This window comes from Streptomyces dryopteridis (assembly GCF_049606955.1).
In the GTDB taxonomy this organism is placed as follows: Bacteria; Actinomycetota; Actinomycetes; order Streptomycetales; family Streptomycetaceae; genus Streptomyces.
The window spans coordinates 5,279,122-5,294,596 of sequence record NZ_CP187113.1 but is presented as its reverse complement, the minus strand read 5'-3'; the positions used below and the strand labels follow the sequence as shown (position 1 = coordinate 5,294,596).

At 74.1% G+C, this 15,475-nt stretch carries 16 protein-coding genes; 6 read left to right on the top strand and 10 right to left on the bottom strand.

The features are described from left to right. Positions 1 to 30 precede the first annotated feature (30 nt). Positions 31 to 678, bottom strand: coding sequence for an HAD-IA family hydrolase (locus ACN20G_RS22720; protein ID WP_424214656.1), 648 nt, complete (start codon positions 676 to 678; stop codon positions 31 to 33). 68 nt (positions 679 to 746) lie between these two features. Here ACN20G_RS22720 and ACN20G_RS22715 point away from each other — a divergent pair, with 68 nt between their 5' ends. Further along, a complete protein-coding gene (locus tag ACN20G_RS22715; protein WP_424214655.1) occupies positions 747 to 1,115 on the top strand; it encodes a hypothetical protein in 369 nt (122 codons plus the stop codon). After that, positions 1,108 to 1,572, top strand: coding sequence for a hypothetical protein (locus ACN20G_RS22710; protein ID WP_424214654.1), 465 nt, complete (start codon positions 1,108 to 1,110; stop codon positions 1,570 to 1,572). Before ACN20G_RS22715 ends, ACN20G_RS22710 begins: the two co-directional genes overlap by 8 nt. A 48-nt stretch (positions 1,573 to 1,620) precedes the next feature. Here ACN20G_RS22710 and ACN20G_RS22705 read toward each other — a convergent pair whose 3' ends face one another. The 3 genes from ACN20G_RS22705 to ACN20G_RS22695 form a co-directional block, all read right to left on the bottom strand. Then, on the bottom strand, positions 1,621 to 2,130 hold the full coding sequence (locus ACN20G_RS22705) for a GNAT family N-acetyltransferase (RefSeq protein WP_424214653.1): 510 nt from the start codon (positions 2,128 to 2,130) through the stop codon (positions 1,621 to 1,623). A 35-nt stretch (positions 2,131 to 2,165) separates the two neighbouring features. Further along, positions 2,166 to 2,735, bottom strand: a complete 570-nt coding sequence (locus ACN20G_RS22700; protein ID WP_424214652.1) for a sigma-70 family RNA polymerase sigma factor — start codon at positions 2,733 to 2,735, stop codon at positions 2,166 to 2,168. 80 nt (positions 2,736 to 2,815) lie between these two features. Then, positions 2,816 to 3,997 carry a glycerophosphodiester phosphodiesterase gene (locus tag ACN20G_RS22695; RefSeq protein WP_424214651.1) on the bottom strand — a complete coding sequence of 394 codons (1,182 nt, stop codon included), beginning with the start codon at positions 3,995 to 3,997 and terminating at the stop codon, positions 2,816 to 2,818. Between the two features lie 451 nt (positions 3,998 to 4,448). Between ACN20G_RS22695 and ACN20G_RS22690 the strand changes: the two genes are divergently transcribed. Beyond that, on the top strand, positions 4,449 to 5,078 hold the full coding sequence (locus ACN20G_RS22690; RefSeq protein WP_424215642.1) for a lysophospholipid acyltransferase family protein: 630 nt from the start codon (positions 4,449 to 4,451) through the stop codon (positions 5,076 to 5,078). Positions 5,079 to 5,154: 76 nt separating this feature from the next. On the opposite strand, the gene ACN20G_RS22685 is transcribed toward ACN20G_RS22690, so the two are convergent. The 3 genes from ACN20G_RS22685 to ACN20G_RS22675 all read right to left on the bottom strand — a co-directional run bounded on the left by ACN20G_RS22685 (position 5,155) and on the right by ACN20G_RS22675 (position 8,853). After that, positions 5,155 to 6,630, bottom strand: coding sequence for a membrane-associated oxidoreductase (locus ACN20G_RS22685; RefSeq protein ID WP_424214650.1), 1,476 nt, complete (start codon positions 6,628 to 6,630; stop codon positions 5,155 to 5,157). A 130-nt stretch (positions 6,631 to 6,760) separates the two neighbouring features. After that, a complete protein-coding gene (locus ACN20G_RS22680; RefSeq protein WP_424214649.1) occupies positions 6,761 to 8,305 on the bottom strand; it encodes an MFS transporter in 1,545 nt (514 codons plus the stop codon). Then, entirely contained in the window at positions 8,302 to 8,853 is a 552-nt protein-coding gene (locus ACN20G_RS22675; RefSeq protein WP_424214648.1) for a TetR/AcrR family transcriptional regulator, read from the bottom strand. Before ACN20G_RS22675 ends, ACN20G_RS22680 begins: the two co-directional genes overlap by 4 nt. A gap of 69 nt (positions 8,854 to 8,922) precedes the next feature. On the opposite strand from ACN20G_RS22675, the gene ACN20G_RS22670 reads away from it, so the two are divergent. Then, a complete protein-coding gene (locus tag ACN20G_RS22670) occupies positions 8,923 to 9,468 on the top strand; it encodes a hypothetical protein (protein WP_424214647.1) in 546 nt (181 codons plus the stop codon). A gap of 71 nt (positions 9,469 to 9,539) precedes the next feature. Here the strand turns inward: ACN20G_RS22670 and argH are convergent, their stop codons facing one another. Together argH and ACN20G_RS22660 are read right to left on the bottom strand one after the other, a co-directional pair. Beyond that, entirely contained in the window at positions 9,540 to 10,967 is a 1,428-nt protein-coding gene (gene argH, locus ACN20G_RS22665) for an argininosuccinate lyase (protein WP_424214646.1), read from the bottom strand. A 111-nt stretch (positions 10,968 to 11,078) separates the two neighbouring features. Then, positions 11,079 to 12,272, bottom strand: a complete 1,194-nt coding sequence (locus tag ACN20G_RS22660; RefSeq protein ID WP_424214645.1) for an argininosuccinate synthase — start codon at positions 12,270 to 12,272, stop codon at positions 11,079 to 11,081. Positions 12,273 to 12,619: 347 nt separating this feature from the next. On the opposite strand from ACN20G_RS22660, the gene ACN20G_RS22655 reads away from it, so the two are divergent. Continuing rightward, complete coding sequence (locus tag ACN20G_RS22655) at positions 12,620 to 14,089, top strand: hypothetical protein (protein ID WP_424214644.1); 1,470 nt, start codon at positions 12,620 to 12,622, stop codon at positions 14,087 to 14,089. Between the two features lie 112 nt (positions 14,090 to 14,201). Beyond that, positions 14,202 to 14,882, top strand: a complete 681-nt coding sequence (locus tag ACN20G_RS22650; RefSeq protein WP_424215641.1) for a L,D-transpeptidase family protein — start codon at positions 14,202 to 14,204, stop codon at positions 14,880 to 14,882. Between the two features lie 49 nt (positions 14,883 to 14,931). Here ACN20G_RS22650 and ACN20G_RS22645 read toward each other — a convergent pair whose 3' ends face one another. Next, entirely contained in the window at positions 14,932 to 15,471 is a 540-nt protein-coding gene (locus tag ACN20G_RS22645; RefSeq protein WP_424214643.1) for an arginine repressor, read from the bottom strand. Positions 15,472 to 15,475: the final 4 nt, after the last annotated feature.

The following is a 15,475-nucleotide window of genomic DNA, read 5'->3' as shown; positions in this document are numbered from 1 at the left end:
TTCCGCCGCCATCCGGACGCCGACCTCGGCTCAGCCCCGGGTCAGGATCTCCACTCCCCCGTCGCTGACCTGCACGGACACCGCCGACAGGTCGGTGACGACCAGGTCCGCCACCAGCTCCTCGGCCCGGTGCGTTGTGGTCAAGGCCACGGTCCGCATGCCGGCCGCCCGGCCCGCCGCGAGACCGGCCGGCGCGTCCTCGAAGACCACGCAGGCCGCCGGGTCCACGCCCAGCCGCGCGGCGGCGAGCAGGAAGGGCTCGGGGTCGGGCTTGCCGCGCGTGATGTCCCCGGCCGCGACCAGCTCCGGCGGGGTCACCCCGACCTCGGCCAGCCGCGCCTCGGCCAGCGGGCGGGTCGCGGAGGTGACCACGGCCCAGCGGTGCGCGGGCAGCGCGGACAGCAGGTCCTCGGTGCCGGGCAGCAGCACGACCCCGCCCGCCACGTCCTCGATCTCCAGCGCCTCGATGCGGGCCAGCGCCTCGGGGATCCGCTCGGCGGGCAGCAGGTCGGCGATGATCTCGACGGCCGGCCGGCCGTGCAGTTCGACGGCCGCGAACGCCTCCTCGGTGATGCCGAACTCCCCCGCCCACCGGGTCCAGCAACGGTGGACGGAGTCCATCGAGGAGATCAGGGTTCCGTCGTTGTCGAACAGCAGGGCTTCGGCGTGCATGGTCATGCCTTCCAGCAAAGCGCGGGGGCCGGGCCGCGCGCATCGGGTCTTTCGGCCCGTAATACCCTCGCACCATGTACGTCGCGCTCACGGTGACCCTCGGGATCGCCGCCCTCGCCCTCGCCGCCTGGTGCGGGCACGCCGCCCTCAAGGACCAGCCGACCAAGGACTGGCACTTCGGCGGGATGGCGGTCGTCACCCTGCTGGCGCTGGTCCAGCTCGTGATCGGGCTGGTGCGGCTCGGGGCCGGGGACGAGCCCGACGAGGGCGGCGTGATCTTCGTCGCCTACCTGCTCGGCGCCTTCGCGGCGGTCCCGGCGGCCGGCGTGCTCTCGCTCTCCGAGCGGACCAAGTGGGGATCGGTGACGGTGGCCGCGGGCGCGGTCGTCCTCGCGGTCCTCGAAGTACGACTCCACGACATCTGGGGAGGCCCCGGTGCCTGACGCCGACGCGCGCACCACGTCCACCGCCGCCGGCGACCCGGCCGCGACCTCCGCCCCCGCCGCGCCCGGCGGGCGCAAGCGGCTCGTCACCGGGCCCGGACTGCTGCTGGTGTGGCTGTACGGGGTGATGGTCGTGGGCGCCCTGTCCCGCTCGGTCTACCAGATCGCGACCGAGTTCGACCGGGCCCCGCTGGCCTACTCGCTGTCCGCGCTGGCCGCCCTCGCCTACGCCTTCATCACGTACTCGCTGGTGCGCGGCGGGGAGACGGCCCGGCGGGCGGCCCTGGGGTGCTGCGCGGCCGAACTGGCCGGGGTGCTGATCGTGGGCACCTGGACGCTGATCTCGCCCGAGGCGTTCCCCGACGCCACCGTCTGGTCCGACTTCGGCATGGGCTACCTGTTCATCCCCGTGATCCTGCCGATCACCGGCATGCTCTGGCTGCGCGCCAAGCGCTGAGCCGGCGGACGCGGCCCGCACGCCCCGAAGGGCGTGCGGGGGCGGCCCTCAGGCGCTGACCACGTACTCCCCGGCCTCCTTCTCCAGCACCACCATCTCCACCCCGTCCTCCGCGACCCGGTCCCCGACGCGGACGTAGCCGGCGCGCCGGTACAGCCGCAGGTCCGAATCGGCGCGGGTGCCCGCGAGGAGCCGGAAGCGGGCGGCGGGCGCACGGTCGGCGACGGCCTCGGCCAGGGCCCGTTCCATCGAGGTCAGGAGCCGGGCCCCGAGCCCGTGGCCCTGGAGCCGGGGGTGCACGCAGAGCCCGCCGATCACGCCGGTGCCGTCCTCGCCCACCGATCCCCGGACCGCGCCCACGACCTCCTCGCCGAGCCGGGCCACCACCACCGCGCCGGCGGCCAGCTCCGCGCGGACGGAGTCCAGGGACTGGGTGAGCGGCTCGATCCGCCAGTTGTCGTAGCGCGCGGCCTCGCTCTGGAAGGCCAGGTGGCGCAGCTTGAAGACCTGCTCGGCGTCCTCGACGGTCGCCGCCGAAATCGTCACGCTCGTGCCCATGTGCGATGCCTCCCGCTCACCTGTTGCCCGTCGGTCTACGGCTCCCTTCCCCACGCGCCGGGAGCCGGAACCTTGCCGGCGAGCATTCTGCGCAGACATCCCAGGCAACGGGAACGAACCGGCCCCAGGCTTCCCTGTGAGATACCCAACTCTCCTGCGATTTCACGGTAGGTGAGGTCCCGGGGGGACAGCAGTGCCCCGATGAGCTGCGGACAGCGGCCGGGCAAGCGGGCGACGGCCGAACGGACCACCCGTTCCTGCTCCCGGTGCACCACCTCCTCCTCGGGCACCGGCCCTTGCGGCCGGCGGGCCCCCGGCGGCCGGGCCGGATCGGCGCACGGGACCTCGCGCCGGGCCCGCCGCCGAGCCGCGCGGGCCTCCTCGCGGACCGCGCGGGCCACCCAGCGCCCCGACTCCCCCGCCGGCGGCTCCCCCTCCAGCAGGCGCAACCACACCGCCTGCTCCAGATCGGCCGGGTCGAGGCCGGCGGCGGGGGCCTCGGCCGCGGCCTCCGCCGCGAGCAGCGGGCCCCACGCGCTCAGCAGGGGGTCGAACGCGGCCGCCGGCCGGGGGGAGGGCAGCGTCGGGACGGGGACGGTATCCATGACGGGCTGGACGCGTGGGGCGGGCGGGACGGTTCTGACGGAAGAGCCGAGTCACCCGAAGGGGAGGTTCCGCTTCCCGCTCAGGGCGCGCTCGGTTCCCGCGCCGCCAGCAGCGCGGTGTCCGGCTGGTCGGTGAAGATCCCGTCGATGCCCTGCGCGAACCACACCTTCAACGCCCCGAACACATCCCCGTACTCGGCCGGGTCCGTCCCGCGACGGAACTCGACGGGCAGGAAGGAGTTCTCGTTGCGCGCCGTGTACGGGTGCACGATCAGCCCCTTGGCGTGGGCGTCGCGCACCAGGGTGGTCGGCGTGCCCAGCCGGCCCTCGGGCGTGCGCGGGATCACCAGGTCCAGGGTCGGGCCGATGCCCCGCGCGAAGGAGGCGATCCACCGCAGCCCGGCCGGGGTCACCAGGTCCGCCACCGTCCGCCGGTCCCCGCCGGCCTCGAAGTCCCAGGGCCGGGTGTCGGCCGCGCCCAGCAGGACCACGCCGGGCGCGGAGACCAGCCCGGCCAACCGCTTCACGCTGGACGGCTCGAAGGACTGGAGGAACACGGGGGCGTCGCGGCCGTCGCGCCCGTACCGGCGCAGCAGCCGGGCCAGCGGCTCCTCCAGCGGCAGGCCCAGGCCCCGGAAGTACGTGGGGTGCTTGGTCTCCACGTGCAGCCACACCGGGCGCCCGCGCCGCCGGCCCTCCGCCTCGGCCCAGCGCAGCACCTCCTCGAAGGTGGGCACGGTCCAGCGGCCGTCGTAGAGGGTGTTGCGCCGACGGACCGCCGGGATCCGCTCCTTGGCCCGCAGCCGCTTCAGCTCGGCCAGGGTGAAGTCCTCGGTGAACCAGCCGGTCACCGCGACCCCGTCCACCGTCTTCGTGGTGCGGCGGCCCGCGAACTCGGGGTGCGCGGCCACGTCGGTGGTCCCGCCGATCTCGTTCTCGTGCCGGCACACCAGGTGCCCGTCCCGGGTGGGCACGAGGTCCTGCTCGATCACGTCCGCGCCCAGGTCCAGCGCGAGCCGGTACGAGCCCAGGGTGTGTTCGGGCCGGTACCCGCTCGCGCCCCGGTGGCCTATCACGGTCGGGGTCGGCAGGCTCCGGTATCCGCCCCGGCCGCCGCCCGCGCCCGCCTGCGGGGCGGCCTGCGCGGCCGCCGCCCGCCCGGCCGGGGCCAGGGCCGCGCCCGCGCCCGCGGCCAGGGCCGCCGCCGCGCCCAGCACCGTGCGTCGTCCCGCGCCCGTCTCGGCCCGCCCGTGTTCCGTCATCGGCCCGTCTCCTCGCCTCGTGTCGCCTCGTGCGGTCCGGTGCCACGACGCGCGGTGTCGCGCGCGCCCCGGCGCCAACCGGGGCGCACGGCACGGCGCCCCGGTCGGTTCGCACCGATCCGTCGGTTGTGTCCCCCCGGTTCGGGGGAGCACGGGCCTCAAGGCTCCGGGGGTCCGGGGCGAAGGGCCCGATTCGGTGGGCCGATCGTAGGGAGTGTCGGGTGACGGACGGGCGAGCGACGGCGGAACATGAACGCAACGCACGTCAACACCGCGTATCCACCTCGTGAACCCGATGTGCGCGTGGAGGTGACCCACGAGTATGGTCCTCACCTGCACCCGCGCCCGCCGTCCCCGTGACGGACGCGTCGTGGTGCGCGAGCCTTGTCCAGACGCCGGAGGGTCCCCGTTGTTCCGTACCGCGTTCATCAAAGCCACCGTCGGTTCCGTGATGCGGATGATGTTCCGCATCAAGGTGGAAGGCGTGGAGAACATCCCGGGCACCGGTCCGGTGATCCTCGCCGGCAACCACCTCACGTTCATCGACTCGATGATCCTGCCGCTGCTGTGCGACCGCACCGTGCACTTCATCGGCAAGGACGAGTACGTGACCGGCAAGGGCCTCAAGGGCCGTCTGATGGCCTGGTTCTTCACCGGCTCCGGCATGATCCCGGTGGACCGTGACGGCGCCAACGGCGGGGTCGCGGCCCTGATGACGGGCCGCCGGATCCTCGACGAGGGCAAGGTCTTCGGCATCTACCCCGAGGGCACCCGCTCCCCCGACGGCCGGCTGTACCGGGGCCGCACCGGCATCGCCCGGCTGACCCTGATGACCGGCGCCCCGGTGGTGCCGTTCGCGATGATCGGCACCGACAAGCTCCAGCCCGGCGGCAAGGGCATGCCGCGCCCGGGCCGGGTGACGGTCCGCTTCGGCGAGCCGATGGAGTTCTCCCGCTACGAGGGCATGGACCGCGACCGGTACGTGCTGCGCGCCGTCACCGACTCGGTGATGGCCGAGGTCATGCGCCTGTCCGGCCAGGAGTACGTGGACATGTACGCCACGAAGGCCAAGGCCGCCTGAGGCCCGCCCCTCCCGTTCGTTCGCGACGCCCGTCCCCGCCGGCTCCGGGGGCGGGCGTCCGCGCGTGCCGGGGGCGTCAGGAGCGGCGCAGAGCGCGGCTGATGCCGGCGGCGGTGGTGGTGGCCAGCACCCAGCCGAGCACGATCAGCAGGTACGAGAGCCACTGGTAGGCACCGGCCGGCGCGAACGCCCCCTCCTGGCCGAAGCCGATGATGGGCAGCATCAGGTCGAGGGTGTAGAAGATCGGGTTGAACTCGGGGGCCTCGTCGGGCTTGAGGGCGCGCGGCGGGTGCGCGCCGAAGGCCGCGGCGCCGAGCAGCAGCAGGGCCGGCAGCCAGAGCGCGGCGCGCGCGGGCCGGTAGCCGTAGCCGACCGTCACGTCCTGGAGCAGGCCCCACAGGCGGGCGGGGGCGGGCAGGGTGCCCCGGTGTCGGCGCAGCCGGGCCAGTTGCACCTCGCGGGCCCCGGCCTCGTCGCCCACGCTCCGGTACACGGCCGCCAACTGCTCGTAGGAGTGCGGCAGGTACCCGGCCTCGTCGCGGTCGAGGACGTCGAGGCGTTCGGCGGCGGGCAGGTGCGGGAGCAGGGAGCCGTACCCGAGCCCTTCGAGCTTGACCGTCCCGGGCCATGCCTCGGGGGTGACGTGCAGCCGGTCGAGGGTGCTCCGGCGCAGGTTGACGGCGCCCTCGACGGGCGGGCCGGAACGCAGCCAGAGTTCGCCGACCGTCGCGCTGGAGACCCGCAGGGCGGTCCTGCCGGGCGTCTTCAACTCGGCTCCGGTGAGCACCAGTTGGCCGGGCACGCGGGCGCCGGCGAAATCGACGGTGCCCCGGGCGCGCAGGCCCCGGGCCCGCACGTGGCTGCCGACGGTCAGGGTGATGGCGTGCAGGGCCACCCCGTCCGGGTGCTCCAGGACGGAGTCCTCCAGGTCGAGCAGGCCGCCGATCACCGCCCCGTTGGCCCGGGTCTGCCCGTGCACGGTCATCCGGCAGGCGATCACGTCGGTGCGGATCTCGGCGTGGTTGATCTGGAGGGTGGCCTCCCGCGCTCCCGCCTCGTCCTCCTCTCCCCGCTCGCGGTCCTCGGGCGCGCCGAGCACCGCCCCGCCGAGGAAGAGGCCGCCGTCGATGCGGGCCCCGGTGAGGCGGACCGGGCCCTCGACGCGGCAGCGCGAGAGCCGCAGGGCGGACTCCACCCGCAGGGACGCGGCGGTCAGGGCGGGCAGGTGCGAGTCGGAGAGCACGAGGGAGTACAGCCGGGCGTTGTAGAGCTGCACGCGGCGCTCGAAGCGGCACTCGCGCAGCCGGATCGGGTGCGCGACCTCGGCGAACTTGAGGTTGAACCGGCCCGAGACCCGGGCGTGCCGCACGTCGAGGGCGGGTATGGCCCCCGAGATCTCCTCGCCGGGCCCGTCCACGAGCAGGGCCCGCAGCACCTCGCCGCGCACGGTCCGCTCGGCGACCGGGGCCGTCGGGTCGAAGTGGGCGGGCAGGCCGCGCGTGAACGCGTCGCGCACGCGCGCCTCGGCCGGGGTCAGGTCGGTGATCTCCACCGACCGGATCGTCGCCGGGCGCGGTGATCATGTCAACGGTTCGTCCGGGGAACGGATGTCACGCGGCGCCGGCGCGCACCGTCCCCGGGTCGGGGGTGCGCGCCGGCGCCGGGTCCGGCCGGGGGCCGGGTCAGTGTTCGATGCCGTCCTGGAGCTTCTGGCCGCGCAGCAGGAACCAGGCGGCGACGGCGGTGGCCAGCAGGACCACCGAGCCCACCCCGGCCGCCATCCGCAGGCCGTCGACGAACGCGTCCTGCGCGGCCGTGACCATCGCGGTGCCGGTGGCCGGGTCCAGCGCGCCCGCCGCCTCGACGGCGCCGCCCAGGGATTCGTGCGCGGCGTCGGCGACCTGCGTCGGGACCCCGGCGGGGGCGGTGAAGCCCTGGTAGACGCCGGTGACGATGGAGCCGAGCAGGGCGATGCCGAGGGCCGCGCCGAGTTCGTAGGCGGTCTCGGAGACGGCCGAGGCCGAACCGGCCTGTTCCTTGGGGACGCTGGAGAGGATCACGTCGGCGGTGACGGTGAACGAGAAGCCGGCGCCGAGGCCCACGACCAGCAGGGCCGCGCCGAGCAGCGGGTAGCCGGTCTCGCGGTGGATGACCGTCAGCACGCCCAGGGCCAGGCCGATCGCGGCGAGGCCGCCGGAAACGATGACGCGGACGGAGTACTTGCGGGCGTACGATCCCGCCACCAGGCCGGTGGCCACCGCGCCGATCGCGGCGGGCAGTTCGGCCAGGCCCGCCTCGAAGGGCTCGCGTCCCTGCACGAGCTGGAGGAACTGGGAGAGGAAGAAGACCAGGCCGGAGAGGCCGAAGACGGTCAGCAGGTCGGCCAGGACGGCGCCGGAGAAGCCCCGGTGCCGGAACAGCCTGATGTCCAGGAGGGGGGACTCCAGGGTGGTCTGGCGGCGGACGAAGGCCCACAGGCAGCCGATGCCGAGGACGGCGGCGAGGCCCACGCCCCAGGTCGCGCCGTGGGTCGCGGCGTCCTTGATCGCGTAGACCACGCCGATCACGCCGACCAGGGAGAGGGCGACGCTGAGCAGGTCCCAGGGGCCCGAGACCGGGTTCTTGGACTCGGGCAGCAGCTTGGCGCCGACGACCACGAGGACGACCATGACGGGGAGGTTGATGAGGAAGACCGAGCCCCAGTAGAAGTGCTGGAGCAGGAATCCGCCGACGACGGGTCCGACGGCGGCGCCGGCCGAGGCGGTGGCGCCCCAGATGCCGATGGCGAGGCTGCGTTCGCGCGGGTCGTGGAAGATGTTGCGGATCAGCGCGAGGGTGGAGGGCATCAGGGTAGCGCCGGCGACACCGAGCAGGGCGCGGGCCACGATCATCATCTCGGGGCTGTTGGCGTAGGCGTTGAGCACCGAGACCAAGCCGAAGGCGGTGGCGCCGATCAGCAGCAGCTTCTTGCGGCCGATGCGGTCGCCGAGGGAGCCCATGGAGACGAGGAAACCGGCGATGACGAAGGAGTAGATGTCGCCGATCCACAGGAGCTGGGCCCCGGTGGGCTTGAGGTCCTCGCTGAGGGAGGGGGTGGCGAGGCCGAGGACCGTGGCGTCGACGGCGACCAGGAGGACGGCCAGCACGAGCACGGAGAGCGCGAGCCACCTGCCGCGGCTCTTCACCTCGGTCCCGGGTTCCTCGCGTGTCCGCTCGGTTCGGGTCATTTCTCCACACTCCGTCGTGCGCCGCCGAGCAGCAACTCGGTGATCATGTACTGGTAGTCCTTGCCGGCCACCCGCCCGTCCTGCACGGCCCAGGCGGCGGCGCCGATCAGCCCGTAGAGGGCCTCGGTGAGCCAGGCGGGGCTGAGGTCGATGCGGAACCGCCCCTCGGCCTGACCGCGTTTGAAGAGCTCGGCGATGCGGGTGTCCATCCGGGCCCAGCCGGCGTGGACGGCGTCGCCCTCGAAGAGCTGGTTCTCGGTGACGAGGAACGCGAGGAGCTGCGCGGAGGGTTGGCTCGCGGCCACGAGGCGCCGCAGGGCCTCGTCGGCGGGGCCCTCGTCGGTCCGGGAGGCGTCGAGGGCGGCCTCCAACTCGCGGATGGCGAGGTCCTCCAGCGCGCGGATCAGCGCGTCCCGGCCCGCGAAGTGCCGGTTGAGGGTGGCGCGGCTGATGCCGGCGGCCTTGGCCACCTCGTCCATCGTCGCGGTGGATTTTCGGGCCAGCAGGGCGGCGGCGTCGCGGAGCACGCGGTCTCGATCCAAAGCCATGAGACAACCATAACCCAAATGAGACGACGATGTCTCAATCCTTTGAGGCGATGAGGAGACGATCACACCATGAACGACGCGTTTCGGACAGCCGGGCCGGGCAGCCGTCCCCTGCTCCTGATCGACGTGGACGGCCCGCTCAACCCCTACGCCGCGAAGCCGCAACGGCGTCCGGCCGGGTACACCACGCACCGGATGCGGCCCACCGGGTGGCAGCACACACCCCGCCCACTGCGGGTCTGGCTCGATCACGGGCACGGGCCCCGGCTCCTGGCCCTGGCCGAGCACTACGAGCTGGTGTGGGCCACCACGTGGAAGGAGGAGGCCAACGAATGGATAGGCCCGCACCTGGGACTGCCGAGACTGCCGGTGATCGAGTGGCCCACGATGCACGGCCGGGCCCCGCGCGGCACCTTCTGGAAGACCCAGTACATCGTGCGGTACGCGGGCCTGCGGCCCTTCGCGTGGATCGACGACGACATCACCGCGGCCGACCGCGAGTACATCGAGCTGCACCACCCCGCGCACGCCCTGGCCCACCGGATCGACGAGCGGATCGGGCTCGTGGACGAGGACTTCGCGCTGCTCGCCGCGTGGGCCCGCGGGCTCGACTGAGCGGGCACGCGACAGGGGCGGTCCGGGCCCGTCCGCCCGTACCGCCCCTGTCGCCGCCGTGTGGCGCCCGGTCAGCGCTTGTGCGCCGCCCAGGCGTGCTGGATGACCAGATCGGCCTTCACCTCGGTGAGCTGGGTCGCGACCGCGCTCGGCGCGGTGCCGCCCCGGCCGCTGCGCGAGGCCAGCGCGCCGGGCACGTTGAGCACGCCGCGGACCTCGGGGGTCAGGTGCTCGGAGATCTTCGCGAACTGCTCGTCGGTGAGCTGGTCGAGTTCGATGCCCTCGGCCTCGCACACCTTCACGCACTCGCCCGCGACCTCGTGCGCGACCCGGAACGGCACGCCCTGCTTGACCAGCCACTCGGCCACGTCGGTGGCCAGCGAGAAGCCGGCCGGGGCCAGTTCCTCCATGCGCTCCCGGTGGACGGTGAGGGTGGCCATCATGCCGGTGAAGGCCGGCAGCAGGACCTCCAGGGTGTCGCAGGAGTCGAAGACGGGCTCCTTGTCCTCCTGGAGGTCGCGGTTGTAGGCGAGCGGGAGGGCCTTGAGGGTCGCGAGCAGGCCGGTCAGGTTGCCGATCAGCCGGCCGGACTTGCCGCGCGCCAGCTCCGCGATGTCCGGGTTCTTCTTCTGCGGCATGATCGAGGAGCCGGTGGAGAAGGCGTCGTGAAGGGTGACGAAGGAGAACTCCTTCGTGTTCCAGATGATGATCTCCTCCGCGATCCGGGAGAGGTTGATCCCGATCATCGCGGTGACGAAGGCGAACTCGGCGACGAAGTCCCGCGAGGCGGTCCCGTCGATGGAGTTGCCGACCGAGCCCCGCTCGAAGCCCAGCTCGGCGGCCACGGCCTCCGGGTCCAGCCCGAGGGAGGAGCCCGCCAGGGCGCCCGAACCGTAGGGGGAGACGGCGGTGCGGGTGTCCCACTGCCGCAGCCGCTCGGCGTCCCGGGACAGGGCCTGCGCGTGGGCCAGCACGTGGTGGGCGAAGAGCACCGGCTGGGCGTGCTGGAGGTGGGTGCGGCCGGGCATGGCCACGTCGGCGTGCGCTTCGGCCAGGCCCACCAGGGCGTCCTGGAGGTCGGCGATCAGGCCGCCGATGATCCGGGCGTGGTCGCGCAGGTACATCCGGAACAGGGTCGCGATCTGGTCGTTGCGGGACCGGCCGGCACGCAGCTTGCCGCCGAGGTCCGGGCCGAGCCGCTCCAGCAGGCCCCGCTCCAGGGCGGTGTGCACGTCCTCGTCGGCGATGGTGCCGACGAAGGTGCCGGCGGCCACGTCGGCCTCCAGCGCGTCGAGGCCGGCGATCATGCGCTGGAGTTCGTCGGCGGTGAGCAGGCCGGCCTTGTGCAGGACGCGGGCGTGGGCGCGGGAGCCGGCGATGTCGTAGGGGGCCAGTCGCCAGTCGAAGTGGACCGAGGCGGAAAGCTTGGCCAGGGCCTCGGCGGGGCCGTCGGCGAACCGGGCGCCCCAGAGCCGGACGTCACCGTTGTTGCTGCTCACTGCGCTGCTCCTCGAATGGCAGGAAGGGAAGAAGGGGGGTGCGGGGCCGCCTCCCCGGCGCGGAGGTTCCGGGGAGGCGGCACGGGCCGGTGCGACGGGCGCACCGCCGGCTCAGCCCAGGTCGCGCTTGGCGGCGATCTTGGCGGACAGGGCGAAGATGTCGATGAAGCCCTGGGCCTTGGACTGGTCGAAGGTGTCGCCGGTGTCGTAGGTGGCGAGGTTGAAGTCGTAGAGGGCCTCGGGGGACTTCCGGCCGGTGACGACGGCGCGGCCGCCGTGCAGGGTCATCCGGACCTCGCCGGTGACGTGCTGGTTGGCCTCCGTGATGAACCCGTCCAGGGCCCGCTTGAGGGGGGAGAACCACAGGCCGTCGTAGACCAGCTCGCCCCAGCGCTGCTCGACCTGCCGCTTGTAGCGGGCCAGCTCGCGCTCGACGGTGACGTTCTCCAGCTCCTGGTGGGCGGTGATCAGGGCGATCGCGCCGGGGGCCTCGTAGACCTCGCGGGACTTGATGCCCACGAGCCGGTCCTCGACCATGTCGATCCGCCCGACGCCCTGGGCGCCGGCCCGCTCGTTGAGCTGCTGGATCGCCTGGAGCACGGTGACGGGCTTGCCGTCGATGGCGACCGGGACGCCCTCCTTGAAGGAGATGACGACCTCGTCGGCCTCGCGGGGCTCGGCCGGGTTCGCGGTGTACTCGTAGATGTCCTCGATCGGGGCGTTCCAGATGTCCTCGAGGAAGCCGGTCTCGATGGCCCGGCCGAAGACGTTCTGGTCGATGGAGTACGGGGACTTCTTGGTGGTGGCGATCGGCAGGTCCTTGGCCTCGGCGAAGGCGATGGCCTTGTCCCGGGTCATGGCGTAGTCGCGGACCGGGGCGATGCAGGTGAGGTCGGGGCCGAGGGCCTGGATGCCGGCCTCGAAGCGGACCTGGTCGTTGCCCTTGCCGGTGCAGCCGTGGGCCACGATCGAGGCGTTGTGCTTCTTCGCGGCGGCGACGAGGTGCTTGACGATCGCGGGGCGGGAGAGGGCCGAGACGAGCGGGTAGCGGTCCATGTAGAGGGCGTTGGCCTGGATCGCGGGGAGGCAGTACTCCTCGGCGAACTCGTCCTTGGCGTCCGCGACCTCGGCCTCGACGGCACCGCAGGCGAGGGCGCGCTTGCGGATGACGTCGAGGTCCTCGCCGCCCTGGCCGACGTCGACGGCGACGGCGATGACCTCGGCGCCCGTCTCCTCGGCGATCCAACCGATGGCCACGGACGTGTCAAGACCGCCCGAATAGGCGAGTACGACGCGCTCGGTCACGGGTTTCTCCTTACGGTGCAATCACTGGCAAGGCATAACTATGCATCACTCCGCATGTTTCGTCAAAGCGCTTTTCGGCGGGCCCTTTGACCTGGCCTTTCGCCGGAGAACCCCCGCGATCAGGGGATCCCTGGAGGGGTCGGGGCGGGCGAAGGCACCGACACGCCACGCCCCCGACCCGCGAGATCATGCGGGCCTCCGCATGATGATGCGGTCGAACCCGCGAGCGGCCCCTAGGGGGCGCGCTGCCCCCGGCCCGGGTCGGGTCAGGGAAAAACCCGAGGTGGGCGCGGTGCGGCCGATCCTACGATCGCGGTGAGCGACAGCGACGAGAGGGGTGGGCGCCCATGGGAGCCGAGACGACGGAGCGGGACGGGCCGGTACGGGCCGGGGCCGACTGGGAGGCGTGGACGCGGGCCGTGGACCGGATGGCGGCCGGCGCGCCCGCCGCCGAGGTCCTCGACGTGACGGACGGCGCGACCTGGCCGGCCTTCGACGCGGCGATGCGCGCGGACGTGACCTGGACGGGCCGGCGGCTGCGGGCCCGCGTGGACCTGCCCGAGACCCGGCTGTGCCACCACGACGGCCGGCAGCGGCAGGCCGCCCTCCTCGGGGCCGCCGCCGAACCCCGACTGTGGCCGCTGGTCGTGGTGCGGTGCGCGGACTGGGTGGAGCCGGTGCGGACGGCGGCCCGGCGGGAGCTGGAGCGGATCCTGGCCGAGGCCCCGGGCCGGGCCGTGCCCGAGCTGCTGCCGCCGGCCCTGCGGGTGGCCCGGCGGGAGCGGGGGCGGTGGCTCGCCGCCCGCTTCGAGGAGGCCGTGGCCGGCCTCTCCTACACCGCGCTCACCGAGCTGCGGGCCCACCCGGACCGGTGGACGCGCCGGTTCGCCGTGCGGCACACCCTCGCCGGCACCGACCCGGGGGCCGAGGCCCTGGCCCGGGAGGCCGCCTCGGAGTCCGACTCCCTGATCCGGGTCTGGTACGCCGAGGCCGCCGCCACCGCGTTGGCTGCGCCGGCCGACCGGGCGGAGGAGCCCGGGAGCCGGGAACGGGCGCGGGAGCTGCTGCTGGGCGCGCGCTCGGCGAAGGTGCGGGCGGTGGGGATCACCTCGCTGCGCGGGGCGGGGCGGGGCGCGGAGGCCGGGGCCTGGCTCGGGGACCGCTCCGGGCTGGTGCGGGCCTGCGCCCGGTGGCTGTGCCGGCAGGACGGCGGGGATCCGGTGGCCCGGGTGCGCGCCCTGGTCGCGGACCCGGCGACGGTGACGGGGCCGCTGGTGGCGTCGTTGGCGGAGTCCGGGGACCGGGGCACGGACGTACCGCTGCTGATCGGGCTGCTCGACCACCCGGAGGGCCGGGTGCGGGCGGCGGCGGTGGCCGGGCTGCGCGCCTTCGAGGTGGTCCCCTCTGCGCGGATCACGGAGCTGGTCGCGGACCCGTGGCCGGCGGTGACCCGGGAGGCGACGCTGACCCTGCGGGCCTGGCCGGACCGCGTGCGCCCGGAGGACCTGGCGGCCTGGCGCGCGCCCGACCGGCCCGCGCACGTACGCCGGGCCGGGATCCGGCTGACCCCGGATCAGGGACGCGGGGAGCGGCTGCGGTCGTGGGTGGGGTTGTTGACGGATCCGGACCCCGAGATCGCGCGGTGGGCGGAGCGCGAGGTGATCGACCGGGGCGCGTGGCAGGCGGTGTACCGGGCGAAGGCTCTCGACCGGGCCGAGCTGCGGGCCCTGTACGAGCGGTGCCGGGAGCTGCTCGGGGAGGACCGGGTCGAGCGGATCCGGAGGGCCTTGGACATCCCGGCCCAGGTGCGGGACTGACGGCCCCTCATCGCGCCCGGCGGTGTCGGATGTCGGCCGTACGGCCCCGTCCGCGCTGCCGTCGCCGTTGCCGGCCCGTACCGTCCGAAGGGTGCTGCGCGCCCTCGCCCTGATGGGGTCCCTGCTGTTCGCGTCCCTGCCCGCCCCGGCCTCCGCCGGTCCCCCGCCGAGCCTGCCGGACCGGCTCGCGGACACCGGGGGCGGCTCCCAGCTGCTGGTGGCCCTCGCCCCGGACGCCGCCTCGACCACCGGCCGGCTGAGCTGGTGGGAGCGTCGGAACGGGCGGTGGTGGCAGGTGGGCTCGGCGCCGGCCCGGTTCGGGGCGGGCGGGCTGACGGAGGGTTCGACCCGGACGCAGGGCACCTCGACCACGCCGACCGGGCTGTTCGGGCTGCCGTGGGCCTTCGGGCTGCGGCCGGCGCCGCCCGGCACCTCGCACCCGTACCGGAGGGTGACGCCCGACTCCTGGTGGTGCCAGGACAACGCCTCGTCCTCGTACAACCGGTGGGTGGAGCCGCTGCCGGCGGACTGCGCGCCCGGGGAGGCGGAGCGGCTGGCGGACTACGTCGGGCAGTACGCGCACGCGCTGGTGGTGGACTACAACTACGAGCGGCCGGTGCGCGGCCGGGGCGCCGGGATCTTCCTGCACGTCGACGGGCGGGGTGCGACGGCGGGCTGCGTGTCGGTGGCGGAGCCGGTGATGCGGGAGCTGCTGCGCTGGGCGGACCCGGGGCGCCGGCCGCACCTGGCGATCGGCACCGTCTCGGGCCCGCTGGCCGTGACCCGTTACTGATCGGCTCCCGCACGGCCCGGGCCCGGCGCGTGCCGGGCCCGGGGTGGGGTCAGCTCTCCTTCTGCGCCAGGCGCAGCAGGTGGTCGGCGAGGGCCTGGCCGCCGGCCGGGTCGCGGCTGATGAGCATGAGCGTGTCGTCGCCGGCGATGGTGCCGAGGATGGCGCTCAGTTCCGCCTGGTCGATGGCGGAGGCCAGGAACTGGGCGGCCCCGGGCGGAGTGCGCAGGACCACGAGGTTCGCGGACGCCTCGGCGGAGATCAGCAGTTCCCCGGAGAGCCGGCGCATCCGCTCCTCCTTGGCGGATTCGCCGAGGGGGGCCTGCGGGGTGCGGAAGCCGCCCTCGCTGGGCACGGCGTAGATCAGCTCCCCGCCGGTGTTGCGGATCTTGACGGCCCCGAGTTCGTCGAGGTCGCGGCTGAGGGTGGCCTGGGTGACGCTCAGACCGTCGTCGGCCAGCAGTTTGGCGAGCTGGCTCTGCGAGCGCACCGGCTGCCGGTTGAGGATGTCGACGATCCGCCGGTGGCGGGCGGTGCGGGTCTGGGGCACCGAGAACCCCCCGCTGGGTTCCTGATCCTGTGCCTGGCTCATCGTC

Coding starts and splice junctions, on each gene's coding strand:
- ACN20G_RS22720 (WP_424214656.1), bottom strand. CDS start 678: ATGACCATGCACGCCGAAGCCCTGCTGTTCGACAACGACGGAACCCTG.
- ACN20G_RS22715 (WP_424214655.1), top strand. CDS start 747: ATGTACGTCGCGCTCACGGTGACCCTCGGGATCGCCGCCCTCGCCCTC.
- ACN20G_RS22705 (WP_424214653.1), bottom strand. CDS start 2,130: ATGGGCACGAGCGTGACGATTTCGGCGGCGACCGTCGAGGACGCCGAG.
- ACN20G_RS22700 (WP_424214652.1), bottom strand. CDS start 2,735: ATGGATACCGTCCCCGTCCCGACGCTGCCCTCCCCCCGGCCGGCGGCC.
- ACN20G_RS22695 (WP_424214651.1), bottom strand. CDS start 3,997: ATGACGGAACACGGGCGGGCCGAGACGGGCGCGGGACGACGCACGGTG.
- ACN20G_RS22690 (WP_424215642.1), top strand. CDS start 4,449: ATGCGGATGATGTTCCGCATCAAGGTGGAAGGCGTGGAGAACATCCCG.
- ACN20G_RS22680 (WP_424214649.1), bottom strand. CDS start 8,305: ATGACCCGAACCGAGCGGACACGCGAGGAACCCGGGACCGAGGTGAAG.
- ACN20G_RS22675 (WP_424214648.1), bottom strand. CDS start 8,853: ATGGCTTTGGATCGAGACCGCGTGCTCCGCGACGCCGCCGCCCTGCTG.
- ACN20G_RS22670 (WP_424214647.1), top strand. CDS start 8,923: ATGAACGACGCGTTTCGGACAGCCGGGCCGGGCAGCCGTCCCCTGCTC.
- ACN20G_RS22655 (WP_424214644.1), top strand. CDS start 12,620: ATGGGAGCCGAGACGACGGAGCGGGACGGGCCGGTACGGGCCGGGGCC.
- ACN20G_RS22650 (WP_424215641.1), top strand. CDS start 14,202: ATGGGGTCCCTGCTGTTCGCGTCCCTGCCCGCCCCGGCCTCCGCCGGT.
- ACN20G_RS22645 (WP_424214643.1), bottom strand. CDS start 15,471: ATGAGCCAGGCACAGGATCAGGAACCCAGCGGGGGGTTCTCGGTGCCC.